Below are 15,411 nucleotides of genomic sequence, written 5' to 3'. Positions count from 1 at the left end.
GGCTCAACGAATACTGATTGAACATCAATAACTAGAAGCTAGTCATGACATTCGAATTGACTGTGCCAAAGTTTCGTTATCTACAAGAGATAGCGTTACCTTGTATTGGTCACTCAGTTCATTGATAAATCTTTTGACTTAACTTTTTCACGAGTGCCCACACAGATTGCATGGTCAAATTGTTAAAGAACAAACTGACTGGCTAGCGGCTTAAGTTGCCGTGCTCCGTGTCAGTGAGGTCGCATTATAGAGAGTTCGATCGCATTGGCAATAGCAACAATGTAATTATTTCATTAAAACAGTTCGACCGCTCAATAGTTAAACACAAGAGTGTCGCACCGTTCATATAAGCAACGAGTGCAAGTTCTTTTAAGGAATCATTTAACCATTAAGACTTAACGATTATCGAGTTCATTTAATCTCGAGGCATACCTGATCGCCCATGCACCTATCCCAAACAAAATAAAAGGGATCGCTGCTGCGGTGTATTCAGTCCATCTTTGGTTAACGAGTTCTTTTGCCAGTATGGCGTGACCTAGTATCAATAGTAATGCACATCCTATCGCTACAAATACCAGCTTCACCTCTGCTTTTATACTGCGTCTCACCTTAGCTTTCGTTTTCCTTATCTTACTCACCATACGTAGCTCCTCTTCGATATCAAGATTGTGTCGTTCTGGATAAGTAAATCATGCAATAAAAAAAGTAAGGTAGAACAGTTGAGGCAAAAAGACTGAAAACAGTTACCGTGGTTTCGAATGATAGTGCCTGAGCAAATTTGCAATGACCCTTAAGGCTTCTTCACTGTTATCATCAAAAGGGTAGCTGCCATTTATTCGCATACAATGCTTAAACTGTTTTTGCGCTGAGAATAACGTACCAGGTGCAATACTGATTTGATGCTTTTCTAAGAGTTCAAATAAAAGCTTCGAAGTATCAACAACAAAAGGTAAAGTAACCCAAAGAAAATATCCCCCCTTTGGTAACGTAATACTGGTCCCCTCAGGAAAATAAGCCTCTATTGCTTCCTTTACTCTATATAGACGATGCGCAAGTATTCGTCGAAGCTGCCTTAAATGGTGATCGTATCCACCATTTCTCAGATAGTGGGCTAACACCTGCTGGTTAGGTGTTGCGACAGACAGCGTCGACATCAATTGTAACTCTTCCATTTGCTTACTGTAGCGACCAGCAATTGCCCAACCTACCCGAAACCCTGGAGCCAAACATTTTGAAAATGATGAGCAATGCAGAACTAATCCCTTTGTGTCGATTGCCTTCATTGAGACTGGTTTTTTCTGCCCAAAGTAAAGTTCGCCATAAACATCATCTTCAAGGATTGGGATCCCTTGCCCCGCTAACAGATCATACAAAGCTTGCTGCTTTTCAACAGTAAGACTAGCCCCTGTTGGGTTCTGAAAATGACTCATTAACCAACATGCCTTGATGTTCTGCTGTTCAAGCGCAATAGTCAGCGCTTCAATATCGATACCTGAGTATATAGAAGAGGGGATCTCGACCACATTGAGGTGAAGTCGCTCTATTGCTTGCAGTGCACCGTAAAAGACAGGAGATTCAACAGCGATAGTATCACCTGGCTTTGTTAAGGCAGCCAAACTCAACCCTAGCGCTTCGGTCGCACCGGAGGTAATAACGATATCGTCGGCACAAATGGTCATGCCTTCATTGATATACCGTTGTGCAATGACTCGACGAAGCTCCAAACATCCCGGTGGTAAGTCTGTAATCCCGCTATTAATAGGCATAGTTCTAATAGTGCGGCTGAGCAGCCGCCCTAGCAATGGGATAGGGAATAAACTGGGATCAGGAAAAGCCGAACCAAACGGTATTACATCCGGTTTTTTAACTGCACTTAGCACTTCGAAAACATGCCGGTTAATTGATATCGCTTGATTAGACACTTGCGTCAGGGGACGTGATGATGAAGGCGTTAACTGATTAAAATGCGCTGCGACATAATAACCACTTTGTGGTTTTGCATATATCCAGCCTTCTATTTCTAGCTGCTCATAGGCTTTCGATACCGTAGCAGGGCTGACTGATGCAGTACTGCTCATCTTTCGAATCGATGGGATCCGCTCACCAGGCAACCAGCCTTTTTGCCTAATATGATGTTTAACCTGTTCAATAATTGTCGTGCTTCGACTAGCAATTTTCGCTTGTGGCAAACCCGTGTTCCCGTAATGAGTTGAGCTTACAACATACTATAGCGAGGCATTTAAAATTGATGAGGTCTACCTCAATTCTTTTCATTCAAAATAACCAAATGGAAAAGCAAAGATAAAAGACAGATAAAGATTTTTACGTTGGATACAAAAAAGCCCCGACTTTCGTCAGGGCTTATTTGTGAATTTGGTGCCCGAGGACGGACTTGAACCGTCACTCCCGAAGGAAACGGATTTTGAATCCGTCGTGTATACCAATTTCACCACTCGGGCAGATGCGGCTCATTATACGGATACCAACTTGATACACAACTGTTTTTCTTCGTTAAAAATAAGAAAAACAGATAATCGAGCAATCCTCAGCCAATTCGTTTGCTTTCAATACCATTGAGCATTTTCTTAAGATCTAGAAACAAAAAAGCCCCGACTTTCGTCAGGGCTTTTTTGTGAATTTGGTGCCCGAGGACGGACTTGAACCGTCACGCTCGAAAGCAACGGATTTTGAATCCGTCGTGTATACCAATTTCACCACTCGGGCAGACGGTTTATTTTACGTATCTATTTTTTTGGTGCAAGCAGTAGATAAGCGATTCTTTTAATTTCGAGATTGATTGCTTCATCTTTGACCAATTGATTCTTTATTTATGGTCTCGCCGCTCCATCCATACAACCTTTTCATCATTTACAATCGAAAGCCCTCGACATGAGTATGAGCACTCACCTCCCAGTTTCGCCATAAAGTCAATTCACCGATTCAATGTAAGTTGCTACACTGCTAGCGTAATTTTGACTAACAACGCATTGGACAAGACGTGAAAAAGAAAAAACAACAGGACGTTAAAACAGAAAAACAATACCCGAGTTTATTTCGTCGTATTGCCGCTTGGGTATACGACGCATTAGTTGTTGCAGCTGTGCTCATGCTTGCAGGCGGCGTGGCTATGGGGATTGCAACTCTACTGCTCAGCATCGGAGCGTTAGATATTACCGGCTATGAAGATATTAGTGCTTACATGACGCAGCACCCAGTTGTTGGTTTACTTTATACGGCCTATCTTGCTTTAGCGATTATTGGCTTTTTTGCATTCTTCTGGTGTAAAGCCGGACAAACATTAGGCATGAGGGCATGGAAACTGCGTATTCAGAATAAAGATGGTTCAAACATTCGAATTACGCAGGCACTCATTCGCTTAGGTACATCAGCTTTCGGCCTTGGTAACTTAATCGCCCCTTTCAGCCAGACCAAACAATCTTTCCAAGATATTATGGCGGAATGTGAAATGGTACAGCTGCCAAAAGTTAACTAACCTCCAGTCTTCATATTCAAAATACAAAAAAGGAGTCTTTCGACTCCTTTTTAGATCTTTGCCCTATAGCTTGCGCCGCAGCAAATAAATCGTGAGCAGTAAAAAGACCAAACTTGGCCCCAGCGCCCCTATTATGGGATGGAGGCGATAGACGATACTCATTGGGCCAAATACTTCATTTGAAATATAGAATGTAAAACCGAAAATCACACCAGATAAGACACGAGCCCCCATCGTCACAGATCGCAATGGACCAAAAACAAATGACAAGGCAAGTAACATCATCACTGCAATAGACACCGGTTGTAAAGCTTTACGCCAAAACGCCAACTCATAGCGAGATGCATCTTGTTTCGAATCTTTCAAATAGGTTACGTAATCATAAACCCCAGACAATGCGAGCTCTTCAGGCTTTACTGTTACCACCGCTAATTTATCTGGCGATAATGTTGTCTGCCAAGGCTTCACTGACATGATTTCATTACTTTGCTGTGATTCACCAATTGTTGTGACAGTAACATCTTGCAGCAACCAACCTTGCTGTTCATCATGAATAGCTGACTCAGCAAAAGTCGACTGGGTTAAGGTTTCTTTATCATCAAAAGTCCAAATATTGATGCCATAAAGTTCTTTTTGCTCATGCACCCGTGCGATATAAATAAAATCATTATTATCTTTTGCCCAGACCCCTCGCTGGACTGACAACATGTTGCCGCCAGATGTCCATAACGCACGTAATTCGCGAGCGGCTTTTTGAGCTTCCGGGGCCCCCCACTGTCCTAGCAAGGTGATCATTAGCATTAATGGCACTGCCGTTTTTAATACGGATAAACCAATATCAAGCTTCGAAAAGCCAGCAGCCTGCATCACCACCAGCTCAGAGCTGGATGCCAGCATGCCAAGTCCGATCAATGCACCGAGTAATACCGCCATTGGAAAAAACATTTCGATATCACGGGGCACGCTCAGTAAGACATATATTAATGCTTTCCAGAGATCGAACGTTCCTTCCCCAACCTTTCGTAGTTGCTCTACATACTTAATGATGGCCGAAAGGCCAACCAAGGTTGATAGCGTTAACGCCGATGTCGAGATAATCGTTCGGCCAATGTATAAATCTAGAATTTTAAACATTAACCGCGTCTCCGAAACTTATCTCTAAAGACCCTTACCGGAAGGGTATCCCATGTATTTAACGCGATAGCAATAATGAGCATTACCACATTGATTGCCCACAGGCCGACGCCTGATGACAAACCACCATCTTCAACCGCTGACTTCGCGGCGCTGATTGCCAGAAAGTAAGTGAGGTACAGGAGAACAGCTGGCACCAATTTAGCAAAACGTCCTTGTCGCGGGTTCACCGCTGACAACGGTACAACAACCATAGTCAATAACGGTATCGCAATAACAAGAGACATTCGCCACTGGAATTCAGCTTTTGCCGCCAACTCGGGCCGCTGCATTAACTCGAATGTCGGTAATGCATCCCAATCTCGCCGAGCTTCACGTACCGCACGTTGCCCTATCAATGCCTGGTAATCATCAAAGTCGGTGATTGAGTAATCCAACCGCGTTGGAATACCTTCGTAGCGTGTGCCCTCTTTTAAATCGAGCACTTGACGACCATCATTCAGCTCGCTGACATACCCTCGGTCAGAAACAAGCACACTCGGACGTAGGGTATCTCGAGCCTCCAATTGAGCAACAAACACCTTGTCCAAACGGCTACCACCATCGGTAATATCATTGACAAAGACAACCGCTTTTCCGTCAGGCGACTCCCTAAATTGCCCCTTAACCAACAACTCTAAACCTGAGTCCGCTTTAACTTGCTCCATCAGCTGCTCAGTTTTTGCCACAGTCCATGGCGCGAGCCACAGCGCATTAAACGCAGCGATCCCCCCAGTAATAATTGCCAACCACAAAGCCGCTTGGATCAGAAACTTGTTCCCGATCCCTGTAGCATTCATCACTGTAATTTCACTTTCAGCGTACAATCGCCCGAACGTCAGTAAAATACCGATATATAAACTCAGAGGCAGCATCAGCAGTGCCATTGACGGCATGTACAGTCCTAGCAGCGTCACAATGAGATCACTGGGGATCGAGCCTTCGGTCGCATCTGCTAGAATGCGAATAAATTTTTGACTAATAAAGACAAGAAAGAGAACAAAAAGCACCGCAAATTGGCTCTTTAATGTCTCTCGCGTCAAATACCTAACAATAATCACGCTTTATTTACCCATAGAAAACTTGTTTTTTTATCGGAATCACTATAATTTTTCGGTTAATTAGTTATTTTTTAATCTTTCGGTTAATTGTTAACCTGTACTTTAATCCTATACCGAATCTACGGTCCAGCAAGTAAGTGCGGTATTATCTAACATTTAGCTTTAATTGTCTTTAATAGGATGTAGGAGTACGCATGGAGTTCAGTGTAAAAAGTGGTAGCCCCGAAAAACAACGCAGTGCCTGTATTGTCGTCGGTGTCTTTGAACCACGTCGCCTTTCTCCAATTGCTGAGCAACTCGACAAAATCAGCGATGGCTATATTAGCTCACTACTACGCCGCGGTGACCTTGAAGGTAAACCGGGCCAAATGCTGTTACTTCACCATGTACCAAATGTATTATCAGAGCGTGTACTACTGGTTGGTTGTGGTAAAGAACGCGAGCTTGATGAACGCCAGTACAAACAGATTATCAAAAAAACCATTAGCACCCTTAATGAAACGGGTTCAATGGAAGCAGTGTGTTTCTTAACTGAACTGCATGTTAAAGGTCGCGATACTTATTGGAAAGTTCGTCAAGCTGTCGAAACAACCAAAGATAGCCTTTACACTTTCGACCAATTCAAGAGTAGCAAACCAGAGACTCGTCGACCTCTTAGAAAGTTAGTATTTAATGTACCAACTCGCCGCGAATTATCACTGGGTGAGCGTGCGATTGCTCATGGTCTAGCGGTAGCGTCAGGTGTGAAAGCAGGTAAAGACCTTGGCAATATGCCTCCTAACGTGGCAAATCCCGCTTACCTTGCTTCACAAGCTCGTCGCCTAGCTGACGACTTTGACACGGTTAGCACTAAGATCATTGGCGAGCAAGAAATGAAAGAGCTCGGCATGACATCGTATCTCGCGGTCGGCCAAGGTTCGAAAAATGAAGCCATGATGTCGGTGATCGAATACAAAGGCAACCCAGACTCTAACGCTAAGCCAATCGTGCTCATTGGTAAAGGCCTAACGTTTGATTCAGGTGGTATTTCAATTAAACCGTCCGCTCAAATGGATGAGATGAAATACGACATGTGTGGCGCTGCCACTGTCTTTGGTGCCATGAAGTCACTCGCCAAGCTAAACTTACCAATTAATGTGGTAGGTATTTTAGCTGGCTGTGAAAATATGCCAGGTGGCAATGCATACCGTCCGGGTGACATCTTAACAACCATGTCAGGCCAAACAGTTGAGGTATTGAATACCGACGCTGAAGGCCGCTTAGTGCTGTGTGATGCGCTAACATATGTCGAGCGTTTTGAGCCAGAATGTGTGGTCGACGTCGCGACACTAACCGGTGCTTGCGTCGTTGCTCTGGGTAATCACATCAGTGGCCTATTATCCAACCACAACCCATTGGCTCATGAACTGATCAATGCGTCAGAACAAGCTGGTGACCGTGCATGGCGCCTGCCAATGGCTGACGAATACCAAGAGCAGCTGGCGAGTCCATTTGCTGATATGGCAAACCTTGGCTCTCCGGGTGCTGGTACCATCACTGCTGGTTGTTTCTTGTCTCGTTTTACAAAGAAATACAACTGGGCACACCTCGATATTGCTGGTACAGCTTGGGTTGGTGGTAAAGCAAAAGGAGCAACAGGACGCCCTGTCCCATTGCTTGTCCAATTTTTGCTAAATCGATCTGGCCTAGAAAACGTCGAATAATAACGACATCGAGAGGGCCAAATGGCCCTCTTGTTTTATAGAGTATTCCTGATGACTCATGCTACCTTTTATATAGTCGATGAAAAGCACCTTGCCGTTGATAGCGACTATCAGCTGCATTTTGCTTGTCATTATGCGGTCATGAGTTACAAGCAAGGCCACAAAGTCTACCTGCTAGCAGAAAGTAAAAGCCAAGCAGAACAAATAGATGAGTATTTATGGCAACAAGAGCCAGATAACTTTGTACCGCACAACCTCATTGGAGAAGGTCCTCGCGGGGGATCGCCCGTTGAGATTGGCTGGCCGGGTCGCCGGCACAGCGGCCGCCGTGGTGTTTTGATTAATTTGGCGCAAGATGCAGCAAATTTTGCCGTAACCTTCTCACAAGTGGTAGACTTCGTTCCTTGCGACGAAAAGCTCAAGCAATTGGCACGCGAACGCTATAAAGCGTATCGTCAAGCTGGTCTCCAGCTACAAACAGCCACTGCCCCTGAGACGCCCTAATTCCACATAGATCCTTCTAAGAGCGCTATGGAAAAGACATACAACCCACAATCAATTGAACAGGCGCTATATCAGCGCTGGGAAGAGGCTGGTTACTTCAAGCCTCACGGTGACACATCAAAAGATGCTTACAGCATCATGATCCCACCGCCAAACGTCACAGGCAGCCTACACATGGGCCACGCATTTCAGGATACCATCATGGATACCCTGATCCGTTGTGAGCGAATGAAAGGTAAAAACACCCTATGGCAAGTCGGTACTGACCACGCAGGTATCGCGACCCAGATGGTTGTGGAGCGTAAGATTGCAGCCGAAGAAGGCAAAACTAAGCATGACTACGGTCGTGATGCGTTCATTGACAAAATCTGGGAATGGAAAGCAGAGTCGGGTGGCAATATCACTCAACAGCTTCGCCGCCTAGGTGCCTCTGTCGATTGGGAACGTGAACGCTTTACAATGGATGATGGCCTCTCTAATGCTGTACAAGAAGTCTTCGTTCGTTTATTTGAAGACGACCTGATTTACCGTGGCAAGCGCCTGGTTAACTGGGATCCTAAACTACACACTGCCATTTCAGATCTAGAAGTTGAAAATAAAGATAAGAAAGGCTTTATGTGGCATTTCCGCTACCCGCTTGCGGATGGCGTAAAAACAGCAGATGGTAAAGATTACATCATTGTTGCAACTACACGTCCAGAAACCATGCTGGGTGATACCGGTGTTGCAGTAAATCCAGAAGATCCACGCTACAAAGATCTGATCGGTAAAGAAATCCTACTACCAATTGTTGGCCGTCGTATCCCTATCGTAGGCGATGAACACGCAGACATGGAAAAAGGCACAGGTTGTGTGAAGATCACCCCTGCGCACGATTTCAATGACTACGAAGTAGGTAAGCGTCACAGCCTACCAATGATCAACATCCTAACCTTCAACGCAGACATTCGTGATGCGGCTGAAGTCTTCACTACCAATGGTGAAGCGAGCGATGCATACAGCACAGAGCTACCAGAAAAATACCACGGTATGGAGCGTTTCGCAGCCCGTAAAGCGGTTGTTGCTGAGCTGGATGAGCTAGGCCTATTAGAAGAAATTAAAGATCACGATCTAACCGTACCTTACGGCGACCGTGGTGGCGTGGTTATCGAACCAATGCTAACTGACCAATGGTATGTCCGTGCTGCACCACTTGCAGAAACGGCAACTAAAGCCGTTGAAGATGGTGAAATCCAATTCGTTCCGAAGCAATACGAAAACATGTACTTCTCTTGGATGCGTGACATTCAAGATTGGTGTATCTCTCGCCAGCTTTGGTGGGGTCACCGCATCCCTGCTTGGTATGACAACGAAGGTAAAGTCTATGTCGGCCGTACAGAAGAAGAAGTACGTGCTAACAACAACCTAGCCCCAGTTGTTGTTCTACGCCAAGACGACGATGTACTTGATACATGGTTCTCTTCAGCGTTATGGACATTCGGTACCCAAGGCTGGCCTGAGCAAACTGAAGACCTAAAAACCTTCCACCCGTCAGATGTACTGGTAACTGGTTTTGACATCATCTTCTTCTGGGTTGCCCGCATGATCATGATGACCATGTACTTCTGTAAAGATGAAAACGGCAAACCACAAGTACCATTCAAGACTGTTTACGTAACGGGTTTGATCCGTGATGAAAACGGCGACAAGATGTCTAAGTCGAAAGGTAATGTTCTTGACCCAATCGACATGATTGACGGTATTGGCCTAGAAGATCTGGTAGAAAAGCGCTGTGGCAACATGATGCAGCCTAAGCTTGCAGCTAAGATCGAAAAGCAAACTCGTAAGACATTCGAAGGTGGTATTGAAGCCTACGGTACTGACGCATTACGCTTTACGCTAGCGGCAATGGCATCAACGGGTCGTGATATCAACTGGGACATGAAACGCCTTGAAGGTTACCGTAACTTCTGTAATAAGTTATGGAACGCAAGCCGTTACGTACTGATGAACACAGAAGATCAAGACTGTGGCATGGCTGGCGGTGAGATGGAATTCTCTCTGGCAGACAAGTGGATCGAATCTCAATTTGAGCTTGCGGCCAAAGATTTCAACACGCATATCGATAACTTCCGCCTAGATATGGCGGCCGGTACGATCTACGAGTTTATCTGGAACCAATTCTGTGACTGGTACCTAGAGCTAACGAAACCAGTTCTTTGGAAAGGCACAGAAGCACAGCAGCGCGCGACGCGTCACACCCTTATCACCGTACTAGAGAAGACATTACGTCTTGCTCACCCAGTGCTGCCTTACATCACCGAGTCTATCTGGCAGAGTGTTAAGCCGTTGGTTAACGGTGTTGAAGGTGAAACCATCATGACTCAGGCTTTACCTCAGTTTGATGAAGCAAACTTCAATGCTGACGTTGTTGCTGATCTTGAATGGGTGAAAGCCTTTATCTCAAGCATCCGTAACCTACGTGCCGAATACGATATCGCACCAAGCAAAGGCTTGGATGTGATGCTGAAAGTGGCAGATGGAAAAGATGCGGCTCGTATCCAAGCCAACGAAATCGTTCTGATCTCTCTGGCTAAACTGGATAGCATCAAAGTCTTGGCTGATGGCGAAACAACACCAGCTTGTGCTACGGCACTAGTAGGTAAATCTGAACTGATGATCCCAATGGCGGGTCTAATCAACAAAGATGCAGAGCTTGCACGTTTAGATAAAGAAGTCGCTAAAATCCAAGGTGAGATCAAACGCATCGAAGGAAAGCTAGGTAACGAAGGTTTCGTTGCTAAAGCACCGGAAGCAGTTATTGCAAAAGAACGTGAAAAACTGACTGGCTACCAAGACACCTTAGTGAAACTGGAAGCACAGAAAGTAACGATCGCGGCACTGTAATTTTTAGCTTCACCCTTGCTTAAAAAAGCTGGCGAACCTTCGCCAGCTTTTTTTATATTCGTTGTTTCACCGTCAACACCCCCTCTCTCTACCTACACGCCCAAATAGATGATTCCCAGCTCTGTTTCGCTTATCAATAACCCCTAGCTATCACATTGATTGGCCACAACAGTTGCAAATGATAATTATTATCATTAATATAAATTAATCAAATAGGGAGACCACTTATGAAAAAGACTATCAGCTTCGCTATCATTCATTTTACTGTTGCTTTTACCGTTGCTTACCTATTAACAGGTGACATACTTATCGGTAGCTTGATTGCAATGATTGAGCCGATGGTCAACACCGTGGCTTTCTATTTCCATGAAAAAACGTGGCAAAGCAAACGGCTACTTCGTTCACAATTTAACAACCCAGGTCGCAAAACTATTAGCTTTGCCGTCGTGCATTTCAGTGTTGCTTTTACCGTCGTGTACTTACTCACTGGTGATATCTTCATTGGCAGCATCATGGCAATGATTGAGCCATGCATTAATACTGTGGCTTATTACTTTCATGAACGCGTATGGCAGAAGAAAAGCGCTCAGCATGCTGCAAAAGAAGCGCTGCAACACTTAGCTTGCCACCACCATGAGCTTCAACAATGCGCTGAAGATGTTGCTGAAACACCGATTGACAAGGTTGCGATAAACAACTAAATTTAATTGCACTACACAACTAATTAAGTGCGATATTGATGGATGCTTCAACCTTACGTGCCCAATCACGCCAGCTAGTTCGCGAGTTGGGCTTGCTTGACCACCAATGTGGTGATCTTGCCATTACCCCAGTACAAGCCCATGCGCTTATCGAACTTGAACAAGATTCGCTTACCATCAACCAGATGGCAGAGCGACTTAAAGTCGATAAATCAAATGCTAGCCGAACAAACGCCAGCCTACTCAACGCTGGTTATGTTGAAGTGAAAGTCGATCCTAACGATCGTCGTAAGCAAGTCTCGTCACTCACACCTTTAGGCCAGCAAGTCCTCAAACAGCTCAATTTAGGCCTAAACCAGCACGTTAATCAATTTATTGAGCAGCTTGATAGTGATGAGGTGGCACAATTAGCCACCAGCTTAAATCGCTATACCAAAGCCATTACAGCCAGTCGGCAACAACAAGGTTACACCTTAAGGCTATTAACCCCTCAAGATAATGCCAGCATGGCGGCAGTCGTTCGCCGCGTATCAGCAGAGTATGGCTTAACACCTGACAAAGGGTACGGTGTATCTGATCCGACGCTAGATGATTTAAGCTTGGTCTATGCCGGAGAGAACACTGCTTTTTGGGTTGTAGAGAAAGACAATCGTATTCTTGGGGGGGGAGGGATTGCTCCGTTGTCAGGGGAAGAAAATGTTTGTGAGCTACAAAAAATGTACTTTTTACCTGAGTTGAGAGGTAAAGGCTTTGCCCGTCGTATCGCAACGACAGCGTTAAAATTTGCTCGCCAAAAACATTTTACTGCCTGCTACCTTGAAACGACAGCCAGCCTTAAAGAAGCCATTTACTTATATGAATCATTGGGATTTAGACATATAACACATGCAATGGGAGATACTGGCCATGATGCATGTGAAATCAGGATGTTAAAAAGGCTTTAGTGCAGATAACCTCTTTTTATAGTCACCATTGAGGAGCTATACACAATAAAAAAGCTGGCATAAGCCAGCTTTTCAAGCTTCAGACCAAGGGGATATTACTCCTCGTCTTCGTGCTCTTCTTCGTCATCTTCGCCCGATTCGAAGTAAGTACCCCAACCGTCATAATCAATATTATGCTTGTCAGCAAGATGGATCAATTTTTCAGCTTGCTCGTCAAGAAGCTCTGCTTTCAGTGCAGACGACATAACCGCATCAAAACAAACAACTTTACCGCCACCGTCTTCAGGAGCAAGTTCTAGTTCTTCTGCTTCTTGAACTTCGAAGCCCATTTTAAATGCTTCAACTGCCGCACCTTCTAGCTCTTCAAACGTATCTGCTGAGAAGTGATGTTCAATGGTGTAAAGTGCATCAGGATCGCTTTCATCTTCTAGCAACGCGGCAATAATGTCGCGAGTTTCTTCCTTCTGCTCTTCAATCAGTTCTGCAATAGACATGGGGTAACTCCACCTATGGAATAAATTTGATCGCAAATATCGCACGGATAGCCATGAATTTCCATGGCTATTAACACCTAACTCGAAACTTGATATTTATCAAAAGAACATCAAATTCCAATATTCGATCTATTGATTATAAGAATGAATAATATTCCCTGTTATGCACACTTGATGAATACAGAAATCAAACCAGTATTACATACTAAAGTACGCAGTTTCCGCTTTCCCCCAAGAGATCACGCATTCGTACTATTCAATATTGATATACACATATGACATCGGTACCAAAAAATCCAAATAGCATATTCACCCATTAATATCAGTAAAATACCCTCACCTCACTATATGGGCATCTGATGGGTAAATTTTAGTGCTGAAAAAGTGTGAACAATACCAAAGTTAAACCTCGCCCATCAGAATAAGATTCTCTTGCGATAAACAAAAGAGTCACAGCAAAGACTGTTGGCCAACACACTATACGAGAGATACGATCATGAGTAGCTTCTACCTCGGCCATAAGCCAAGGCATCAACGGCACAGCCCGTTACGCCTTCCCAGTACCGTTACCGCGAACCACCAGCCAAATAATGAGTACTTAAGCCTAACCCCTTACCACGACTTGGCAGCGCTCTCCAACCTGCATTAGCAGTAGAGAACGGATACTACAACTTTTAGTCTTTGCCTGACTTGGCGCTAGCAATTGTAATAACTGGCCATGCCAGACCGCTTTGTCATGTCTAAATTAAGGCTCGGTAGATAAAACCTTTACAGTATAAATAACTGTAAAGGCAAGGAGATAATAATGACAACCGAAACTGTTAAAACAGAAGATAAAGGTGGCTTCTTCGCTAACTTGAAGTTCCCTTCAGCCTATACCATCTTATTTGGCTTAATTGCCTTTGTCGCATTACTGACTTGGATCGTACCTGCAGGTCAATACGATCGAGTGATGAATGAAGATCTCGGACGCGAAGTACCTGTTACAGGCACTTACCAACCTGTAGAAAGCAACCCGCAAGGCATTGTGGATGTTCTAATTGCGCCCATTGATGGGTTTTATGATCATAATACCTACGAAGCTGCGGCTATCGACGTTTCTTTGTTTATTTTGGTTATTGGTGGCTTTCTTGGCCTCGTGACCAAAACAGGTGCAATAGATGCGGGTATTGAGCGAGTAACAGCCCGGTTACATGGTCGGGAAGAATTAATGATCCCGATACTGATGGCACTTTTTGCCGCAGGGGGAACAATTTATGGTATGGCTGAAGAGTCACTCCCATTTTATACCTTATTAGTGCCAGTAATGATGGCTGCACGCTTTGACCCAGTGGTTGCAGCAGCAACGGTGCTACTTGGGGCGGGCATTGGTACGCTTGGTTCAACGATAAACCCATTCGCGACGGTTATTGCTGCCAATGCAGCAGGAATTCCATTCACTGACGGCATCATGTTGCGTGTTGGTATGCTTGCCATCGGCTGGGTTATCTGTGTTGGCTATGTCATGCGTTATGCCAAAATGGTTCGTGCCGATAAAACCAAATCGATCGTGTTTGATAAGTACGAAGAAAACAAAGCCCATTTCCTTAGCAACCAATCAGGTGAAATGCTCGAGTTTACAACGACACGTAAAGTAATTTTGGCTATCTTTGCAGCATCATTTGGCATCATGATTTATGGTGTGGCAGTCGCTGGTTGGTGGATGGCCGAAATTTCAGGCATGTTCCTAGCGTCTACGATCATAATCGGCTTAATTGCCCGCATGAGTGAAGAAGAGTTCACCACAAGCTTCATTGATGGTGCCCGTGATTTACTCGGTGTTGCACTGATCATCGGTATTGCTCGTGGTATCGTGGTGATAATGGATCGCGGTATGATCACCGATACTATCCTAAACTCAGCCGAACACGCAGTAACAGGATTGTCATCCATCGTCTTCATTAACGTGATGTACTGGCTTGAAATCTTACTGTCTTTCCTTGTGCCATCATCATCTGGTTTGGCCGTACTTACCATGCCAATAATGGCACCATTAGCCGACTTTGCCGGTGTCGGGCGCGATCTCGTCGTTACCGCTTACCAGTCAGCCTCGGGTATTGTTAACCTCGTAACACCGACTTCTGCCGTTGTTATGGGTGGGTTAGCGATTGCAAAAGTACCCTACGTACGCTGGGTGAAGTGGGTAGCACCGCTACTGGGTATTCTTACCGTACTTATCATGGTTATGCTCAGTGTCGGCGTCATGATCGGATAATCTAATTGTAAATAGAGCAATACACCGCTCTATTTTATCGTCTATACCAATTTAAAACCGCCTATTTTGGCGGTTTTTTTAATTTAACATCAACGGTTAATATATTATCTTTATTTATAATAAGGCTTTCACCACTATAAATTGGACATTAATAGCGTCTATTTAAAAATAACAACCAACGTCTACCCCACCTTATAT

Annotated in this window: 13 protein-coding genes and 2 tRNA genes; 8 read left to right on the top strand and 7 right to left on the bottom strand. The window is 44.6% G+C overall.

From position 1 onward, the window contains the following. Window positions 1–395: 395 nt before the first annotated feature. The 4 genes from L4D09_RS27510 to L4D09_RS27495 all read right to left on the bottom strand — a co-directional run bounded on the left by L4D09_RS27510 (window position 396) and on the right by L4D09_RS27495 (window position 2,724). Complete coding sequence (locus L4D09_RS27510) at window positions 396–641, bottom strand: hypothetical protein (protein WP_428460728.1); 246 nt, start codon at window positions 639–641, stop codon at window positions 396–398. Between the two features lie 102 nt (window positions 642–743). Further along, window positions 744–2,189, bottom strand: coding sequence for an aminotransferase-like domain-containing protein (locus tag L4D09_RS27505; RefSeq protein ID WP_428460727.1), 1,446 nt, complete (start codon window positions 2,187–2,189; stop codon window positions 744–746). 185 nt (window positions 2,190–2,374) lie between these two features. Continuing rightward, a tRNA-Leu gene (locus L4D09_RS27500) sits at window positions 2,375–2,459 on the bottom strand. 180 nt (window positions 2,460–2,639) lie between these two features. Further along, window positions 2,640–2,724: transfer RNA gene (locus L4D09_RS27495), tRNA-Leu, on the bottom strand. A 274-nt stretch (window positions 2,725–2,998) separates the two neighbouring features. On the opposite strand from L4D09_RS27495, the gene L4D09_RS27490 reads away from it, so the two are divergent. Beyond that, entirely contained in the window at window positions 2,999–3,493 is a 495-nt protein-coding gene (locus L4D09_RS27490; protein WP_428460726.1) for an RDD family protein, read from the top strand. A 63-nt stretch (window positions 3,494–3,556) separates the two neighbouring features. On the opposite strand, the gene lptG is transcribed toward L4D09_RS27490, so the two are convergent. Both lptG and lptF read right to left on the bottom strand, forming a co-directional pair. Next, entirely contained in the window at window positions 3,557–4,627 is a 1,071-nt protein-coding gene (lptG, locus tag L4D09_RS27485; RefSeq protein WP_428460725.1) for an LPS export ABC transporter permease LptG, read from the bottom strand. Beyond that, window positions 4,627–5,727: an LPS export ABC transporter permease LptF gene (gene lptF / locus L4D09_RS27480; RefSeq protein ID WP_428460724.1), complete on the bottom strand. Its 1,101-nt coding sequence runs from the start codon at window positions 5,725–5,727 to the stop codon at window positions 4,627–4,629. The genes lptG and lptF overlap by 1 nt, the downstream gene beginning before the upstream one ends. A gap of 194 nt (window positions 5,728–5,921) precedes the next feature. Here lptF and pepA point away from each other — a divergent pair, with 194 nt between their 5' ends. The 5 genes from pepA to L4D09_RS27455 all read left to right on the top strand — a co-directional run bounded on the left by pepA (window position 5,922) and on the right by L4D09_RS27455 (window position 12,465). Beyond that, window positions 5,922–7,430 (top strand): leucyl aminopeptidase, encoded by a 1,509-nt coding sequence (pepA, locus tag L4D09_RS27475; protein WP_428460723.1) that lies wholly within the window; start codon window positions 5,922–5,924, stop codon window positions 7,428–7,430. A gap of 51 nt (window positions 7,431–7,481) precedes the next feature. Then, entirely contained in the window at window positions 7,482–7,934 is a 453-nt protein-coding gene (locus tag L4D09_RS27470; protein ID WP_428460722.1) for a DNA polymerase III subunit chi, read from the top strand. A gap of 27 nt (window positions 7,935–7,961) precedes the next feature. After that, window positions 7,962–10,820, top strand: a complete 2,859-nt coding sequence (locus L4D09_RS27465; protein WP_428460721.1) for a valine--tRNA ligase — start codon at window positions 7,962–7,964, stop codon at window positions 10,818–10,820. Between the two features lie 227 nt (window positions 10,821–11,047). Beyond that, entirely contained in the window at window positions 11,048–11,521 is a 474-nt protein-coding gene (locus tag L4D09_RS27460) for a DUF2061 domain-containing protein (protein ID WP_428460720.1), read from the top strand. Window positions 11,522–11,559: 38 nt separating this feature from the next. After that, a complete protein-coding gene (locus L4D09_RS27455; RefSeq protein WP_428460719.1) occupies window positions 11,560–12,465 on the top strand; it encodes a bifunctional helix-turn-helix transcriptional regulator/GNAT family N-acetyltransferase in 906 nt (301 codons plus the stop codon). A gap of 95 nt (window positions 12,466–12,560) precedes the next feature. Here L4D09_RS27455 and rraB read toward each other — a convergent pair whose 3' ends face one another. Further along, window positions 12,561–12,959, bottom strand: coding sequence for a ribonuclease E inhibitor RraB (gene rraB, locus L4D09_RS27450; RefSeq protein ID WP_428460718.1), 399 nt, complete (start codon window positions 12,957–12,959; stop codon window positions 12,561–12,563). 496 nt (window positions 12,960–13,455) lie between these two features. Here rraB and L4D09_RS27445 point away from each other — a divergent pair, with 496 nt between their 5' ends. Continuing rightward, window positions 13,456–13,608 (top strand): hypothetical protein, encoded by a 153-nt coding sequence (locus tag L4D09_RS27445; RefSeq protein WP_428460717.1) that lies wholly within the window; start codon window positions 13,456–13,458, stop codon window positions 13,606–13,608. A 156-nt stretch (window positions 13,609–13,764) separates the two neighbouring features. After that, on the top strand, window positions 13,765–15,213 hold the full coding sequence (locus tag L4D09_RS27440; RefSeq protein ID WP_428460716.1) for a YfcC family protein: 1,449 nt from the start codon (window positions 13,765–13,767) through the stop codon (window positions 15,211–15,213). The last annotated feature ends 198 nt before the right edge of the window (window positions 15,214–15,411 follow it).

This window comes from Photobacterium makurazakiensis (assembly GCF_050336715.1).
Taxonomy (GTDB): Bacteria; Pseudomonadota; Gammaproteobacteria; order Enterobacterales; family Vibrionaceae; genus Photobacterium; species Photobacterium makurazakiensis.
Note: the sequence above shows the minus strand (reverse complement) of the source record. Positions and strands in the feature narration are given on the sequence as shown.